Below are 15,686 nucleotides of genomic sequence, written 5' to 3'. Positions count from 1 at the left end.
TCGGCCGGATCGGACTGCACGTCAGGCTTCGCATCCTTCGGCGCGGTGTCGACTTCCTCGGTGTGCGGATCGGTCTGCTTCTCGGTCATCGGACGGCTATACCCGCGGACGACCGCGATCAACCGTCGACGGTGCCGGTTACACCGACAGACCCACTCACCGCTGTTGCAGCATCCGGTAGCGGATCACCTGTAGCGGCGCCATCGCCAGAACGACCCGACCCTCGTCGTCGACGAGTCGCCCGGCGCAACGCAGGTCAGCCCGCTCGGTGGTGCGGTCCTCACCCCGGAAACGCGGAGCCACCTCGAGGATCTCGATTCCGGCTGTGTGGATCACGTCCGGGCGCAGCGGATTGGGCAGACGCATGGTCTCGATCCCCTTGCCGGCCACCAGCGCCAACCGCGGGATGAAGACCCGCGACGCGAGGCTTGAATAGAGCGCCAGGGAATGCGCGGCGCTGCCGATGATGCCGCCGAATGGCCCGGCTGCGGCCGCTTCCCTGTCCACATGGATCGGCAGTGGATCGAATCGCTTCGCGAACTCGATGATCTCGTCCTCGGTCGCGCTCGTGGTGCCCAACTCGAAGACATCCCCCGCTCGGAGATCCTCCGCATACAGAATCCCCACGTCGTCCGCAACGGGCGAGTCCGACAGCCCTGATCCAGGTCTCACGTTGTCCATAAACCTAATGTAGCTAGATTCTGGGCTCGACCGAAACCAGCCGGCCGGGATTTCAGTCCGTCACCGCCGGCTACCGAGATCATCCATGCGGCGCTGAAAGCGATCCATGCCGACGGCGAACGCCGTGAGACCAACAGGGGCGAACAATCCCACGATGAGTGCAGCCATGCCCAGTGCCTCCCGGTGTCCCGATTCGTTGAACGCGGACGGAACATAGCCATTCGTTCGTATCGGTAAACATCGCAGCCGGACTCCGGCGAACGGCGCAGCACGCCTCTATGTCGCCGATCACCGCGGATCGATCCGGAACACCCCGCATCGACCGGCCACGGCAGCGAAGGCGTCCGGGGTGACGTCGGTGACCACGCCGGCGTCCTTCATCATCTTCGGGCCGTCGCTTCCCGCCAGCTCCGGCCAGGCGCGCAGCACCGGAACCGCCTGTTCGGCGGGCAGTTCGACGAGCCGGACGTCGGTCACGTCTCTGCGGATCGCCAACTGCGCGAGTCCGTCGGCCGCGCGGACGTTGCGCGCCCAGTCGGCGCCGGGAAATCCCTCGAGGAGGTAGCGCTCGCCGTCCAGGGTGATCACCGTCAGCGGAGTCCGCCGTGGCTTCTGACTCTTCCGGCCGGCGACGATCAGGACCGGCAGCTCCTTCATCCCGCCGAAGCGTTGCAGGAACAGAAACACCTTGTTCATCGGCTTGAGCCAGCGGGGCGGCGTGACGGTTCGCGGTGACGAGGGCATGGGCGATCCTTCCGAAGCCTTACTCCGTACACCGTACTAGGTTTATCCCGATGCGTACACCACGACCAATCCCGTCAGCGCTCCACGTCGATCACCAGTCGGGTCGGATTCGTCAGCACGTCGACACTGAATGGAAGGCCGGGTTCGGAAACACCGATGAATGACTGTGTGACGCCTTCGAATACGAGTGCGCCGCGAACCTCGACCACCGAACCGCCGGGTTGCGCACGAACCGGATCAGGCCCGTCGTACGGTTCGACGCCGCTGTCGAACGGGTACGCGGATCCCTCGATCTGCACTTCCAGGATCGCGTTCCCCGCAACGTCGACCGGGAACCCGCTGCCGTCCTGGATCGCCTGGTCGACGTAGGAGACGCGCCAGCCGGGCATACCTCTACCGCCGAGCTCGTAGACGACTCGATCGAATCCGTCGTGCACGCCGGCGCGGATGTCCATGACGGTGAGTCGCGCGCCCTGCGCCGGCGGCGCGGTCTTCGGATCGGCGTCCCCTTTCGACGCGGCGGCACCAGGAGCCGCCGCGGTCGTCTCAGCGGGAGGCGTCGACGTCACGGTCTCGGTTACCGTCGGCACCGAGCCGTTCTCACCATCGGGCGTCGAACAACCCGCAAAGACGACGGCAGCGATGGCCGTCAGGACCGCAGAACGTGCACGCATCATGAGCGCACACGGTACCGGCGATCAGGGCCAGAAGACGGTGCCGTTCAGGAAGTCCTGGGCGAAACGACCACCGGTGCGGTACTCGCCACCGAGCGGGACGCCGTAGTAGCCCTTCGCACCACCTCGCGCGAGCCACTTCTGCAGGATTCCGCCCCACACGATCTGGGCGCCACCGGCCTTGGACCAGGTGACGACGCCGCCCTGGAAGTCGTTGCTCCGCCCGCTACCCGACTTGTATTCGTTGGTGACCGGGAATCCCAGTGCACCGCGCTCGGCTCCCGCCTTCTGCCAGCGGGTCCGGATCGCTCCGCCGACCTGGTGTGCAGTGCCGCCGTCGACCGCGGGATGCCAGTAGAACGACACGTCGCGAGCGAACGTCTGGTAGCGACCCCGCTTGGCTGAGGCGCGTTCGGGACCGGTGGGCGCACCCCACTTCCAGTAGCCGCCACTCTTGGAGTAGGCCTCTTCGATCTTTCCGCCGACCACGATTCCGTTGATCACGCGGTCGGCCTGGGCGGTCGGCGCCAGAACTACGAGCGACATCACGGCCGCGACGATCACGAGACCAGCCGAGACGAGCCGCGACCGAGTACGGCCGGAGACGGGACGAGAGTTGCGGCGAAGCGAAGTGGAGAGAGCGGGCATGCGCGTGATCATACGGATGCCACCCGCTTGTCGTTAGGTCAGCTCACGATGCTCGGGCGATCGCCGTAGGTCGTCTTAATAACAGAGCAGGCGCTCTGTTATTGTCCTTTCATGCCCCGCCCCCGGACGCACGATCTCGAGCAGTTGCTGGATGCTGCCGAGGCTCTGGCGGTCGAGTCGGGCCCGGCTGCGGTCACGGTGCGCGCCCTTTCCGACCTGACGTCCATCTCCAACGGCGCGATCTATCACGCCTTCGGGTCTCGCGTGGGCGTGGTCGGGCGGGTGTGGCTTCGCGCCGCTGAGCGGTTCCTCACAGCGCAGCGTGTGGCGGTGGATGCAGTCCTCGACACCGGACACGACAGAGAGACCGCGGTTGAGGCCGTGGTCGCCGCAGCCGATACGCCGGCCCGGTTCTCGCTCGATCATCCTGCGTCCGGGCGATTCCTGCTCACGGTGAACCGCGACGAACTCCTCGGGTCCGCCGACCTACCCGACGACCTGGCCGGTGACCTTCGACAACTCGACCAAGCCCTCGTCGAGCCGTTTGTCACGTTGTCGCGTGCACTCTGGGCCCGCGCCGACCGGCACACCGTCGAGATCATCAGGGATTGCGTCGTCGAACTGCCGACCGCTCTTCTGCTTCGTGGGCGACGCACCGCGGATGAAGCGGTGCGCGCGCGTTGCGCCGCCGCCGTCCGCGCCGTACTGGCTCTCGATCCGCCGGCACCCGACTCATCCGTTACTGCCACAACGTCTCTCGAAAGATAAGGAAACCGCGCATGGCTGCCACCCTCGAACTCCACGACGACATCGCCGTACTCACCCTCGGTGACGACGAGAATCGCTTCTCCCCTGGCTTTCTCGACTCTGTCGGCGAACTCCTCGACAACGTCGAGTCCACGGCCCGCGGTCTGGTCACCGTCGGCTCGGGCAAGTTCTACTCCAACGGGCTCGACCTCGAATGGCTTCTCGCCAACGGCGACAAGGCCGACGGGTATGTCGAACAGGTACAGGAACTCTTCGTCAGGCTTCTCACCTTCCCGCTGCCGACGGTCGCCGGCGTCAACGGCCACGCATTCGGCGCAGGCGCGATGTTCGCACTCGCCCACGACTACCGCGTGATGCGCGAAGATCGCGGCTATTACTGCTTTCCCGAGGTCGACATCAACATTCCCTTCACGACGGGTATGGCCGCCCTCATCCAGGCCAAGCTGACGCCGCAGACCGCGCTCACCGCCATGACGACCGGGCACCGGTATGCCGGACCGGAAGCGACCGAAGTCGGCCTGGTCGACGCCGTCGCCGACGAGACCGCCATCGTCTCCGGCGCGCTCGATCGACTGAAGCCACTCGTGGGCAAGGATTCGAACACCCTCGGCGCCATCAAGTCCACCATGTTCCGCTCGGTCACCGACGCACTGCGTCAGGGCCGCACACGCTGAACCCGCACGCGCCTTCACTTCTCGCGGCGTCGGCATCCCCGCGTAGCTCGACCGGGGGATGTTTCGGCGTTTGTGATGTTCTCCACCGGCGCTCTCTAGTCTGATCCCGACCTGAGAGGCGGCGGCCAGATGAGCGATCAGTCATCCCAAGGTGATGCGAACGAGGTGTCGGTCGAATTCGGTTACACGCCGGAGCTCAAACGAGCCCTCGGTTCCTTCCAGGTGTTCGCCGTCTCCTTCGCGTTCATCTCGGTGGCGGTCGGCATCTTCGGCACGTACGGGATGCTGCTGAACAACGCGGGGCCGGTGGGCATCTGGACCTGGCTGATCGCACTCGCGGGTCAGTTGCTGGTCGCGTTGGTCATCGCCCAGTTCGCCGCCCGAATCCCGCTCAGCGGGTCGTCCTACCAGTGGGCCTCGAGACTGGCGAACCCGCGCGTGGGGTGGATCTTCGGTTGGCTGACGTTCTGTTACCTCGTCGTCGGACTGATGGCGATCGACTTCGCGATGGCCAGCCAATGCCTGATGCCGCTGTTCAACATGGCTCCCGACGAGCAGACCGCTCGCATCCTCACCGTGGTGGTATTGCTTGTGCAGGCGGCGCTCGCCATCGCGTCGACTCGGCTCGTCGGGCTGATCAACTCACTGGCGGTGGGTGTCGAGGTCACCATCGTGGTGGTGCTGGTGGTCGCCCTGCTGGTGGCGGTCGCGGTGACCGGCGACGGTTCGGCCGCCAACCTCGGATCACGCGGCGTCGCAGCGGATTCGACCGAGTACTTCGCCTTCGGCGGCGGCTTGATGGCCGTGATGATCGTCGGACTGGCCACACTGGTGGGTTTCGACTCGGCAGCCAACATGGCCGAGGAAGCCAAGGATCCGCACCGAACCGTGCCCCGGGCCATCGTCGGATCGGTTGCGGCAGCCGGAATCCTGGGAATGCTCTTCCTCATCGGACTGACCGTGGCGATCGACGACATCACCAAGGTCTCCGCCTCGGAGTCGCCGGTGGCGACCATCATGCGCGATCAGTTCGGCGCACCGATGGAGCGAATCCTCCTGGTGGTGATCGCAATCGCCTTCTTCGGTGGCGGGTTGGTGTCGATGACGTCCTGTGCGCGCATGGTTTTCGCGATGTCGCGCGACGGGCGGTTCCCGGGGCATCAGCTCATGCGACGGGTCAACAAGCGCTCCCAGACCCCGATCCCGGCCACCGTGCTCCCGCTGGTGATCGGGATCGTCGTGATGATCGTGCTGCCCGGCGATGCGCTGATCGAACTCATCACCGCCGGCACCCTCTTCCCCGCCATCACCTACGGACTCGTCGTCATCCTCTACCGGGCCGTCCGGAAACGTCTGGACCGTAAACGCGGCGCCTTCGACCTCGGCCGGTTCGAGTTGCCGGTGGCCGTCGCCGCACTGGTGTGGTCGGTGTGCGCAGTGGTCATCCTGCTCTCCCCCATCGATGCGACCGTCCCCATGATCATCGTGGGCGGACTGATCCTCGTCGGTGGTCTCTACTTCGGCTTCATGCTGGTGTTCCGGCGCGAAGTCCTCGACAGTGAGCCCGGACAGGATGTGTTCTCCGGCATCGAACGTCGCAGCGACCCGGACCCGCAGGACGCGGGCGTCTGACCGGTCGGCTCCGGCCAGCGCGACAACTAGTCGTAGAGAACGGCACGGCCTTCCCGCTTCAGCACCTCGAGTCCATCGCGGAATCGCTGAAGGTATTCCGGAGAATGGGGAACCCAGTCGGTCATCTCCCCGACGACCGTGACCGGCTTGTCTGTGCGGTACGAGTGCGTCGGATTGCCCGGAAACTGCTTGTCCGTCACGTTCGGGTCGTCCTCCACTGGGCCTTGGGGTTCGACGATGTAGACGCGGCTTGGGCCGTCGCCTCTCGCCATCTCGGCAGCCAGGACCGCACCGTCGAGCACTTTCGTCAGGTAGATGTGGTTCGAGACGTGCTCGGGCCGATAGTTCGACCGATAGCCGGGTGTCAGATGGTCCCCGACCTGCAGGTCGGCCTTTGTGCCGTGGAACCAGGCACCGGATTCATGCACCACAAACCGTTCCGGTGTGTCCGCCATCTCCGCCAATGAAAATCCTCCCGCCGGGACAATCGAATGGCCATTGTGCACGCGCGTCGGGGCCTTGCCGCAAGTCCCCCACCCGGCGATACACTGAAAGCGGAAGACACGTTTTCGTCGTTTCCAGTCACGATTTCCCCACCCCGAAACCGCCGACGGCGTGATTGAATTCGGCGTGCGCGTACATCATTTGATCGCAACAGCGTCAGCGGCTCTGTTCGTCATCGGGGCCGCCGGATGTTCCACCGATTCCGGCGAGACCCGACAGCCCTCGTCCACGGTGGCGACCGCGTCCACTCACGCGCCCACCGCAGCTCCGCCGGTCCCGCAGGGTTCCGACGGAGTGGACATCGAGCGAATCGAGTATCTCGATCCCGCCGACGCCGACCCCGCCGAGAACTGGGCCAACCTGTATCTGCCGGCGGGCGACCACGAGGATGGATCGGTTCCACTGGTCACCATCGTGCACGGCGGCGGTTGGGAGAGTCGTGCCGGCGCAGAACAATTCGATGAGATGGCCCGCGAGCTCGCGTCACGAGGACTGGCCGTCTACAACATCGAGTACCGACGAGTCGGCACAGGTGGGGGTTGGCCGACGACCTTCCACGACGTGGCGCGCGCACTGGACTATGTACCCACGATGGCCGAGTCCCACCCGCAGCTCAGCATCGACGACGAACTGGTCATCGGCCACAGCGCCGGTGCCCAGTTGGCGGTCTGGGGCGGCACCCGACACCGACTCGAGGACGACGAAGTGGGCTCACGCCCCGCGTTCGTCCCGTCGCGGGTGGTGTCGATCTCCGGCCCCCTCGACATGCGTTACGCCGTGAACCACGGCAACGGCCGCGTCATCAAGCAGATCCTCGGCGGCACACCTGAACAGGTACCTGATCGCTACGAGTCGGTGGACCCCATCCAGAACCTCGACCCACAGCTGCCGGTGATCCTCTTCCACGGTCTCGCCGACGACGACGTGAACCCGGACAACTCGCGTCGTTACACGGCCGCTGTGCACGCAGCGGGCGGCACCGCCGACCTCCATCTCTTCGATGGCGAAACCCACACCTCGCTGGTGCATCGCCAGTCCCCCGCCTACCAGCAGATCATGGATCGGCTGACCGACGTGGCCACAAAAGAACTCGACAAGCTGCGCAACGAATGATCGGGTTCCACATCGTGGCGGCCGAATCGAGATGGCCCGCTACCCGAAAGACTGTGCAGGGTCCGATACTTCGCCACGAGATCGGGGTAGGAAGGCCTCGACGAGGTCAGCATCGTTCCCCCGGTCCACGAGGAGTTCCGCCAAAGCCCCCGACGCGGGCATCGCGAAGCCGATTCGCACTGCGCGAAGTAGTTCGCACGCGATCGTACGTAGGAACGCCGTCCCTGACAGGGTTTCGAAGGGACTGTCCACAGTCTCTGTCCACTCGAAGAACTTGTCGAGGATCCACGCGAGCAGTCCGACCGGTATATCGACCAGGGAGTAGTTGTACTGACCCGGGACGTTGGGCACGCCCTTCGGCGAGTCCGCGTGGAAACAGGTCGGCGGCGATCCGCAGTTCAGTGGGTACCAACAGACGACCGACCGGCAGCGCCCGATCATCAGGCTGACCGCCAAATAGTGACAGCCCCACCCTTTTTCGGCAAACCCACCACCCTCGGGGGTGGTGGGTTTGCCGAAAATGGGTGGGTTTGCCGGACGTCAGATGCGGCGCGCACGCGCTCGGTGGTCGCCGGGTCGGTGCGTGGAGTTCCGCCAGTCCGGATAGAGCGCCTGATCGGCCGGCTCCAGGAACATGTCCCGAAGCTGGTTCCGCCCCACCGGGAACCGCGAAGAAAGCGCGGTCGCCGACGAATTGGCGGCCAGGATGTCGAAGTAGCGGCCCTCGACGTACGCCGGCTGTGCCAGGGTCTCGACCAGTTTCTGCATCCCCGCCGGTACGACCTCTTTCCGCGCTCGGCGGCGGGGTCGTCGTGGCTGGTCGCCCACCAGTGACAGCAGATACGCGACATGGTCGTCATCGAGTTGCAGGACCCGCGCCAGCGACTCGAGCACCTGCGCCGACGGATTTCGGTCGCGCCCGCGCTCCAGTCGCAGGTAGTAGTCGGCGCTGATCCCGGCGAGCATCGCGACCTCCTCGCGCCGCAAGCCCGGTACGCGACGCACGCCGACTCCCGGGATACCCGCCTGTTCCGGCGTCACGAGGCCGCGCCGCGCTTTCAGATACTCCCCGAGAGTGTTCGGACGGTCTGCCATGTCGTTCAGCCTAGGTCGCGCCGGCCGGACATGAGGGGGTCCTGTCACACCCTGGGACAGACGGAGTACTGCCGCGCCGCGTGAACCGCTCATAGCGTTCATCACCGAGCCCACCTCGGGCACAGACCGGAAGGAACCCCCATGACAGTCACGCTCATCACCGGCGCCAACAAGGGAATCGGATTCGAGACCGCCCGACAGCTGACCCGGCTCGGACACACCGTCTACCTCGGCGCGCGCGACACCGAACGCGGCGAGAAGGCCGCCGCCGAGGCCGGCGCGCGATTCGTGCAACTGGATGTCACCGACGACGCGTCGGTCGCCGCGGCACTCGCACGAGTCGATGCCCTCGAAGGGCGACTCGACGTGCTCGTGCACAACGCGGGGATCTCCGGCGACTGGGTCGTCGACGGCCCCACCGCCGCCCGGGTCTTCGACACCAACGCCGTGGGCATCGTCCGGGTCACCGAGGCCGCGCTGCCGCTACTGCGCAAATCGGACCAGCCGCGCGTCGTCACCGTGTCCAGCAGCATGGGATCGTTCTGGGCCGTCACCAACCCGGACCGCCCCGAGTCCGGGCTGACCGCCGCGCTCTACGCCGCGTCGAAGTCGGCAGCGACGATGCTGACGCTGCAGTACTCCAAGAGCGAACCGGGCATCAAGTTCAATGCACTCGAACCGGGCTTCACGTCCACCGACATGATCACCGGCGCCGGAATGACCGGCGGCCGGCCCGTCGAGGAAAGTGCACGCACCGTCGTGAAACTGGCAACGATCGGACCCGACGGACCCACCGGCACGCTGCAGGACGAAAACGGGCTACTCCCCTGGTGAACCCGGGTTTGCGCACAGCTCCCCGGGGTTACGCTGAGGCATGGTATTCCAACGCGACGTCGCACCCGGAATCCATCGCCTCGAACACGCGTACACCAACCAGTACCTCGTCGAGGTCGACGACCGGCTGGTGATCGTCGACGCCGGACTGCCCCGCTCCTACGGACCGCTGGTCGAGGCGATCCACCATCTGGGCCGCGACGTCGATGCGGTGTCCGCACTGATCATCACCCACGGGCATTTCGATCATGTGGGCACCGCACGACGCCTGGCCAAGCAGTGGCGTATCCCGGTGCACGTACATCGCGACGATGCCTGGCTCGCCGCCCACCCCTACCGATATGCGCACGAGAACACCACGCGCGGCGGAGTCCCCCTGCGCAATCCGCCGTCGTGGAAATTGCTGAGCCGCATGGCCTTTGCCGGAGCGCTCACCGTCCGGGGAATCAACACCTCCAAGGTGTCAGTCTTCGACGACGACGCCGTTCTTCCGGGAGAGGCCGAGGTGGTGCCCACGCACGGCCACACCTTCGGTCATGTCTCGCTGTACTACCCGGACCGCGATGCCGTCATCTCCGGTGACGCGCTGGTCACCCTCGACCCCTACACGGCCGCATACGGCCCCCGGATGATCGCCGGGTCGGCCACCGCCGACCTCGAGCGGAATCGGGCCTCGCTGGACGCTCTCGCCGCGACCGGCGCGAAGTCCGTCCTACCCGGGCACGGCGTCCCGTGGCACCACGGTGTGGCGGCGGCCGTGGAGCGCGCACGCCACACCGACGGTTGACACCGACCGGCGGCTCCTCGGATCAGTCGAGGCGCTCGTAGATCGTCGCGTTGGCGAGACCGCCTGCCTCACACATGGTTTGCAGGAGGAAACGCCCACCCCGCTGCTCCAGCGCGTTCAGTCCGGTGGTCGCGAGACGGGCGCCGCTGGCACCCAGCGGATGACCGAGTGCGATCGCGCCGCCGTTGACGTTCACCTTGTCGAGATCGACGCCGAGTTCCCGCGCCCAGGCCAGCACGACCGGGGCAAAGGCCTCGTTGACCTCGAACAGGTCGATGTCGGCGAGGTCGAGTCCACTGCGCGCGAGCACTTTTCGGGTTGCCGGGATGATCGCGGTGAGCATCAGCAACGGATCGTCGCCGGCTACCGCGATGGTGTGAACCCGTGCACGAGGGCGCAATCCGAGCTCGGCCGCCTTCTCCTCGCTCATGACGAGGACGGCCGCCGAGCCGTCGCTGATCTGGCTGGCACTGGCCGCGGTGATCCGCCAGTCGATCTCCGGGAATCGCCGGGCGATCGCCTCGTCGTGGTACGCGGGGCGCAGGCCGGCCAGGCTCTCGAGGGTGCCGCCCAGGCGGATCCCCTCGTCGGCGGTCAGACCGGCGAGGGGCGCGAGCTCGTTGTCGAACAGCCCGTTCTTCGTCGCCCGCGCCGCCAATTCGTGTGAACGCAAGGAGAATTCATCGATCTCCCGGCGCGAGATGTCCCATCGCGCGGCGATGAGTTCGGCCGAGATTCCCTGCCCGACCAGTCCGTCGGGATAGCGCTCGTCGAACGCGACGCCGTTCAGGTCCGACGCGCCGACCGCGGCCGAGCCCATCGGCACCCGGGACATCGATTCGACTCCCGCGGCGACGACCACGTCGTAGGTCCCGGCGATCACCCCCTGGGCGGCGAACGCGATCGCCTGTTGACCGCTGCCGCACTGGCGGTCGATCGACACCCCGGGCACCGACTCCGGGTAACCGGCGGCCAGCAATGCACGACGAGCGATGTTGAAGCTCTGTTCGCCCACCTGGCTGACGACTCCGGTGATCACGTCGTCGATCTCGGCCGGATCGAGCCCCGTGCGGTCGACGATTGCTCGCAGGCTGTGCGCGAGAAGGTCGACGGGGTGGACCTCATGCAAGCCGCCCGACGGCTTCCCCTTGCCGATCGGTGTGCGTACCGCGTCCACGATGACTGCAGTTGCCATGCCTGACCCTCCATCAGTGGGTGGACCGTCGACCGACGATCCGTATGTGGCTGACTTTTGTCTGCCATAGTCAGAGGTCTACGCTCTGACTATGGTCTTGTCAAGCCAGGGTAGGATGGGTCACATGATGAAGCTGGTGGGACCGCTCGCGGAACGTGACCGGTGGGAGGCGACACAGTGTTCGATCGCCAAAGCCGTCGACATCGTCGGCACGCGATCGGCGATCCTCATCCTGCGTGAGGCCTTCTACGGCGCCACCCGGTTCGACCAGTTCGCCCGCCGTGTGGGCATCACCGACGCAGTTGCGTCTGCCCGGCTGAAGGAGCTGACGGAGGCGGGCGTCTTCACCAAGGTCCCCTATCAGGAGCCCGGCCAGCGGGTCCGCTACGAGTACCTGCTCACCGACATGGGCCGTGACCTGTTCCCGGTCGTGATGTCGCTGATGCAGTGGGGCAACGAACACCTGCAGCCCGACGGCCCACCCCTCACCGTCACCGACGCGTCCCGGAACCCGGTCCGGGTCGGTGTGGTGACCGACGCGCAGGAGACCCTCGGCCCCGACGATGTCGAGGTGAGGGTCACCCGCCGGTCGAGCTGAACCCGCGGTCGATCGCCGGTACTACTCGGCCGCCGTGCGTCGCAGCTTGGTGTTGACGAACTCGCCCATCCCCCAGCGGCCGAGCTCACGCCCGTAGCCGGAGCGCTTGACGCCGCCGAACGGCAGGCCCGGCAAGGTGGTGCCGTGTTCGTTGACGTAGGCCATACCCACCTCGAGCCGATCGGCGACCCGTTCGGCATCGGCGATGTCGGTGCTCCACACCGATCCGCTGAGGCCGAACTGCACATCGTTCGCCAACTCGACCGCCTCGTCGGCCGAGTTCACCTTGTAGACCATGGCCACCGGACCGAAGATCTCCTCGGAGTAGGCGTCCATATCCGGGGTGATGTCGGTCAGCACGGTCGGCTGGAAGAACGCGCCGTCACGGTCGATCGGTGAACCGCCGGTCCGCAGTGTGGCGCCCTGGTCGACGGCGGTCTTGACCTGGTCGGCGACGGTGTCCCGCGCCGAGAGCGACGACAGCGGGCCCATCCGGGTGGACGACTCGGCCGGGTCCCCCACCGCCGTTGCCTCGAACTTCTCGACCAACCGGCTCACGAAGTCGTCGTAGAGCTCGTCGAGGACGATGAAGCGCTTCGGCGAGTTGCAGGCCTGCCCGGCGTTGGAGAGTCGTGCCCGGGCGGCGATCGTGGTGGTGCGGTCCATGTCCGCGGAGTCGAGCAGGATGAACGGGTCCGAACCGCCCAACTCCAGGACCGATTTCTTGAGGTTCTCGGCGGCGACCTTGGCCACAGCTGCGCCGGCCGCCTCACTGCCGGTCAACGACACGCCACGGATCGCCGGGTTCTGCAACAGTTCGGCCACCTGGCCGCTGCTCGCATACACATTGGCGTAGGCATCCTGCGGCACCCCGGCGTCATGCAGGATCTCGGCCATGAGCGCCGAGGACGCGGCACAGATCGACGCGTGCTTCAGGATGATCGTGTTGCCGGCGAGCAGATTGGGCGCCGCGAAACGCGCCACCTGGTAGTACGGGTAGTTCCACGGCATCACGCCGACGAGCGGTCCGATCGGGGCGGTCTGCACGATCGAGGACTTCGCACCTTGAGCGTCAAGCTCCTCGCTGACCAGCAGATCCGGACCGTGCTCGGCGTACCAGCGGTAGATGTCGGCGGCGAGCTGGACCTCGCCGGCCGCCTCCTTGGCCGGCTTACCCATCTCGGTCGTGATCACCGACGCCAATTCGTCTGCTCGCTTCTCGTACAGATCCGCCGTGCGGGACAGGATGTTCGCGCGCTCCGCGGCATCGGTGCGCCGCCAGCTCTCGAACGCCGCCAGCGAACGTTCGGCGATCCCGCCGATCTCGTCGTCGGCGAGAGCTGCGAACTGCTGTTCGGTGATGCCGGTGGTGGGATTCGCGGTGACGTAGGTACTCACAGAGAACCGTCCTTCCGATGTCGGTGGTTCTGATCGGCTGCGTTGATGAGCCCGACTGAGGGGCACAGGCCGAGTGTCTGTCGGGTACCCGCGCCATGGGTGTGCAAACACGAGCGCCGTGGCCCGCTCCTGACGAGCGAACTCGTATGCTCGGACGGAATCGGGCGAGCCGTGGTTCGCAGACACCCGGAGGCTGGTCCAATACGTCAGCGGTGCGGCCGCGTCTACGGCATCATCGACCGAGTCATCTCCGACGCGGAGCGTGGGGGCGCACCGTCGGAAGATCCCAAGGGGGAGAAGTGTCGATCTGGCAGAGAGCCGTCGTGCTCGCATGCGCGGGTGTCACCGCCTTGACCGGAAGTCTCTGCGGGGGGCCGGTCGCAGCGGCACCGACCGATACGCCTGCTCGCGAGGTCGCGCGCGTCCTCTCTGTCTCGCCGACGACCCCGACGCGTGCAACGGTGACCGTCTACTCACCCGCCATGGAGCGACCCGTCCGGGTCAGCGTGCTGCTCCCACACGATCGCTCGAAACCACGCCCCACGCTGTACCTGCTCGACGGGATCGACGGCGGCATCTACACCAATTACACGCAGAGCGGCTGGACGTTCCAGACCGACATCGTGAAGTTCATGGCGGACAAACCGGTCAATGTCGTGATGCCCATCGGCGGAATGGCCGCGTACTACACGGACTGGCAGAGGACCGATCCCGTTCTCGGACGGAACAAGTGGGAAACGTTCCTGACCAAGGAACTCCCCCCACTGATCGACAAGCGCTTCATGGGCAACGGCCGCAACGTGATCGGCGGATTGTCGATGGGCGCCCTGGGCGCGATGTCGATCGCCGTGCGCCATCCCGACCTCTACCGCGGCGTCGCCGCGTTCAGCGGCTGCCTCGATCAGGGTTCGACCGAGTTCCGCCAGGCCACCGCGGCGTCGGTGAGCACCCGCGGCGGCAATCCCGACAACATGTGGGGTCCGTTGGGCCATTCGAGATGGGATGACCACAATCCGGCCGCCCATGTCGCAGCACTCAGAGGCAAGCCGATCTACGTCGCCGTCGGCAACGGCCTACCCGACCCGTCGCTCGGAATCGCCGGACTCGCCTCACCCGTCGGCGGCGTTCTCGAAGGCATCGTTCTCCAGTGCACACAGAGTTTCAAGCGCCGCGCCGACACCGCCGGGGTGAAAGCCACCTACGACTTCCGGTCGGGCCTGCACTCATGGGGCTACTGGAATCAAGACTTCCATCGTGCGTGGCCGACGCTGGCGAAGGGGCTCGGCGTCGAGCGCTGATCGAATTGTGAAGTCCCTGCACGCGGGACGGACGCATCGCCCGTCCCGCGCGTAGGCCATCAGCCGCCGGCGACGGCCGCAGCTCTCCGGGACCGGCTGCGGACCGGGCGGTGCATCCCGGCCGGCGCCTCCCGGATGTCGAGCGTTCGACGAGCCACGTCCAGATGGTGGCGAGCGATCCCGAGCGCGGCGTGGTAGCCGACCCGGAACTCGCTGTCATCGGCGTCGGCAGCCCACCTCCCCTCTTGCTCGATACGGTCCACCAGACCCTGGATGATGTCGAAATCCCGGCGCAGACCCCCTGAGAGCACAGCTGCACCGACGAAGGCGTCGGGGCGAAGCGACTCGGTGGTGATCACGTCGAGTACGCATACGCGGGCAAACGTCATACCCGCCCGGAACCCCCGTAGGAGCTCGGACTGCGGTCGCTCGACGGCGGCCAGGGTCGAGAGACGGTCGTGGAGACTCGTGAGGACCTCTGCGAGATGCGTGCGCTGCTCCACGTCATCCCACATTCTTCCGTTTCCGGATGATCGAGGTGTCCTCGCTCGCACGCTTTTTCTCGCGCCGCAACTTCAATTCTTGGCGACGCTTTTTTGAACTTGAATTCTTCTCTGCCATGATTCCTCGCTGACATGAATGGTGAAGTGGGCTTTGGACCCACTCACCTCCGTGACCATAGCCCAGAAAAGAAAAAAGTCCAGTCGCCGGCCCTTCGAGGCTCGTCGCTAACGCTCCTCGCACCTCAGGGGGCGGAGAAAGTCGTCGAAACCGTCGCCCCAGGAGCGGAGAAAGTCGTCGAAACCGTCGCCCCAGGAGCAGAGAAAGTCGCCAAAACCGTCGCCCCAGGAGCGGAGAAGGTCGTCGAATCCACTGAAAACAGGACATTTCACGCCCTACCCCGACCAAGTCAGCCGCTGACTGGCTTTTAATTTTTTTTCGGCTAGAGTCCGTGGCACCGGTCCGTAGGGCCGGTTTCAGCGAAAGGAAGAGTGGCCGTGAAAGCGGTTGTGATGGAGTGTCGTATTCGAGTGTGTGGTTCT

17 protein-coding genes and 1 pseudogene are annotated in these 15,686 nt (G+C 66.0%); 8 read left to right on the top strand and 10 right to left on the bottom strand.

Translation table 11 applies throughout. The features are described from left to right. Positions 1-156 precede the first annotated feature (156 nt). The 4 genes from BLU62_RS34895 to BLU62_RS06105 form a co-directional block, all read right to left on the bottom strand. Positions 157-681 (bottom strand): MaoC/PaaZ C-terminal domain-containing protein, encoded by a 525-nt coding sequence (locus BLU62_RS34895; RefSeq protein WP_084811742.1) that lies wholly within the window; start codon positions 679-681, stop codon positions 157-159. A 288-nt stretch (positions 682-969) separates the two neighbouring features. Then, positions 970-1,425 (bottom strand): nitroreductase/quinone reductase family protein, encoded by a 456-nt coding sequence (locus tag BLU62_RS06115; RefSeq protein WP_074848750.1) that lies wholly within the window; start codon positions 1,423-1,425, stop codon positions 970-972. Positions 1,426-1,499: 74 nt separating this feature from the next. Continuing rightward, positions 1,500-2,102: an AMIN-like domain-containing (lipo)protein gene (locus BLU62_RS06110; protein ID WP_074848748.1), complete on the bottom strand. Its 603-nt coding sequence runs from the start codon at positions 2,100-2,102 to the stop codon at positions 1,500-1,502. A gap of 21 nt (positions 2,103-2,123) precedes the next feature. Next, positions 2,124-2,747 (bottom strand): LGFP repeat-containing protein, encoded by a 624-nt coding sequence (locus tag BLU62_RS06105; RefSeq protein WP_074852719.1) that lies wholly within the window; start codon positions 2,745-2,747, stop codon positions 2,124-2,126. Positions 2,748-2,858: 111 nt separating this feature from the next. Here BLU62_RS06105 and BLU62_RS06100 point away from each other — a divergent pair, with 111 nt between their 5' ends. The 3 genes from BLU62_RS06100 to BLU62_RS06090 all read left to right on the top strand — a co-directional run bounded on the left by BLU62_RS06100 (position 2,859) and on the right by BLU62_RS06090 (position 5,821). Beyond that, a complete protein-coding gene (locus BLU62_RS06100; protein WP_074848746.1) occupies positions 2,859-3,515 on the top strand; it encodes a TetR/AcrR family transcriptional regulator in 657 nt (218 codons plus the stop codon). Between the two features lie 11 nt (positions 3,516-3,526). After that, positions 3,527-4,189 (top strand): enoyl-CoA hydratase-related protein, encoded by a 663-nt coding sequence (locus BLU62_RS06095; protein WP_074848744.1) that lies wholly within the window; start codon positions 3,527-3,529, stop codon positions 4,187-4,189. Between the two features lie 129 nt (positions 4,190-4,318). Continuing rightward, positions 4,319-5,821, top strand: a complete 1,503-nt coding sequence (locus tag BLU62_RS06090; RefSeq protein ID WP_074848742.1) for an APC family permease — start codon at positions 4,319-4,321, stop codon at positions 5,819-5,821. A gap of 26 nt (positions 5,822-5,847) precedes the next feature. Here the strand turns inward: BLU62_RS06090 and arr are convergent, their stop codons facing one another. After that, the gene (arr, locus tag BLU62_RS06085) at positions 5,848-6,276 is read right to left on the bottom strand and encodes an NAD(+)--rifampin ADP-ribosyltransferase (RefSeq protein WP_074848740.1); all 429 of its coding nucleotides are present in this window, start codon (positions 6,274-6,276) and stop codon (positions 5,848-5,850) included. Positions 6,277-6,436: 160 nt separating this feature from the next. Here arr and BLU62_RS06080 point away from each other — a divergent pair, with 160 nt between their 5' ends. Then, positions 6,437-7,438 carry an alpha/beta hydrolase gene (locus tag BLU62_RS06080; RefSeq protein ID WP_074848738.1) on the top strand — a complete coding sequence of 334 codons (1,002 nt, stop codon included), beginning with the start codon at positions 6,437-6,439 and terminating at the stop codon, positions 7,436-7,438. A 225-nt stretch (positions 7,439-7,663) separates the two neighbouring features. On the opposite strand, the pseudogene BLU62_RS34890 reads toward BLU62_RS06080, so the two are convergent. Beyond that, positions 7,664-7,777: pseudogene (locus BLU62_RS34890) on the bottom strand (epoxide hydrolase); the annotation flags it as partial. A gap of 201 nt (positions 7,778-7,978) precedes the next feature. Continuing rightward, complete coding sequence (locus BLU62_RS06070) at positions 7,979-8,533, bottom strand: helix-turn-helix domain-containing protein (RefSeq protein WP_244278079.1); 555 nt, start codon at positions 8,531-8,533, stop codon at positions 7,979-7,981. 141 nt (positions 8,534-8,674) lie between these two features. Between BLU62_RS06070 and BLU62_RS06065 the strand changes: the two genes are divergently transcribed. Both BLU62_RS06065 and BLU62_RS06060 read left to right on the top strand, forming a co-directional pair. Continuing rightward, on the top strand, positions 8,675-9,367 hold the full coding sequence (locus BLU62_RS06065; protein ID WP_074848734.1) for an SDR family NAD(P)-dependent oxidoreductase: 693 nt from the start codon (positions 8,675-8,677) through the stop codon (positions 9,365-9,367). A 40-nt stretch (positions 9,368-9,407) separates the two neighbouring features. After that, positions 9,408-10,154 carry an MBL fold metallo-hydrolase gene (locus tag BLU62_RS06060; RefSeq protein ID WP_074848731.1) on the top strand — a complete coding sequence of 249 codons (747 nt, stop codon included), beginning with the start codon at positions 9,408-9,410 and terminating at the stop codon, positions 10,152-10,154. A gap of 22 nt (positions 10,155-10,176) precedes the next feature. Here the strand turns inward: BLU62_RS06060 and BLU62_RS06055 are convergent, their stop codons facing one another. Further along, positions 10,177-11,349: an acetyl-CoA C-acyltransferase gene (locus tag BLU62_RS06055; RefSeq protein WP_074848729.1), complete on the bottom strand. Its 1,173-nt coding sequence runs from the start codon at positions 11,347-11,349 to the stop codon at positions 10,177-10,179. Between the two features lie 124 nt (positions 11,350-11,473). Between BLU62_RS06055 and BLU62_RS06050 the strand changes: the two genes are divergently transcribed. Then, a complete protein-coding gene (locus tag BLU62_RS06050; RefSeq protein ID WP_074852718.1) occupies positions 11,474-11,947 on the top strand; it encodes a winged helix-turn-helix transcriptional regulator in 474 nt (157 codons plus the stop codon). Between the two features lie 21 nt (positions 11,948-11,968). Here BLU62_RS06050 and BLU62_RS06045 read toward each other — a convergent pair whose 3' ends face one another. Then, positions 11,969-13,345 carry an NAD-dependent succinate-semialdehyde dehydrogenase gene (locus BLU62_RS06045; protein ID WP_074848727.1) on the bottom strand — a complete coding sequence of 459 codons (1,377 nt, stop codon included), beginning with the start codon at positions 13,343-13,345 and terminating at the stop codon, positions 11,969-11,971. A gap of 299 nt (positions 13,346-13,644) precedes the next feature. On the opposite strand from BLU62_RS06045, the gene BLU62_RS06040 reads away from it, so the two are divergent. After that, positions 13,645-14,643 carry an alpha/beta hydrolase gene (locus BLU62_RS06040; protein WP_074848725.1) on the top strand — a complete coding sequence of 333 codons (999 nt, stop codon included), beginning with the start codon at positions 13,645-13,647 and terminating at the stop codon, positions 14,641-14,643. Positions 14,644-14,702: 59 nt separating this feature from the next. Here the strand turns inward: BLU62_RS06040 and BLU62_RS06035 are convergent, their stop codons facing one another. Beyond that, positions 14,703-15,158 (bottom strand): hypothetical protein, encoded by a 456-nt coding sequence (locus tag BLU62_RS06035; RefSeq protein WP_074848723.1) that lies wholly within the window; start codon positions 15,156-15,158, stop codon positions 14,703-14,705. Positions 15,159-15,686: the final 528 nt, after the last annotated feature.

Origin of the sequence: Gordonia westfalica (assembly GCF_900105725.1) — a bacterium.
Classification (GTDB): Bacteria; Actinomycetota; Actinomycetes; order Mycobacteriales; family Mycobacteriaceae; genus Gordonia; species Gordonia westfalica.
Note: the sequence above shows the minus strand (reverse complement) of the source record. Positions and strands in the feature narration are given on the sequence as shown.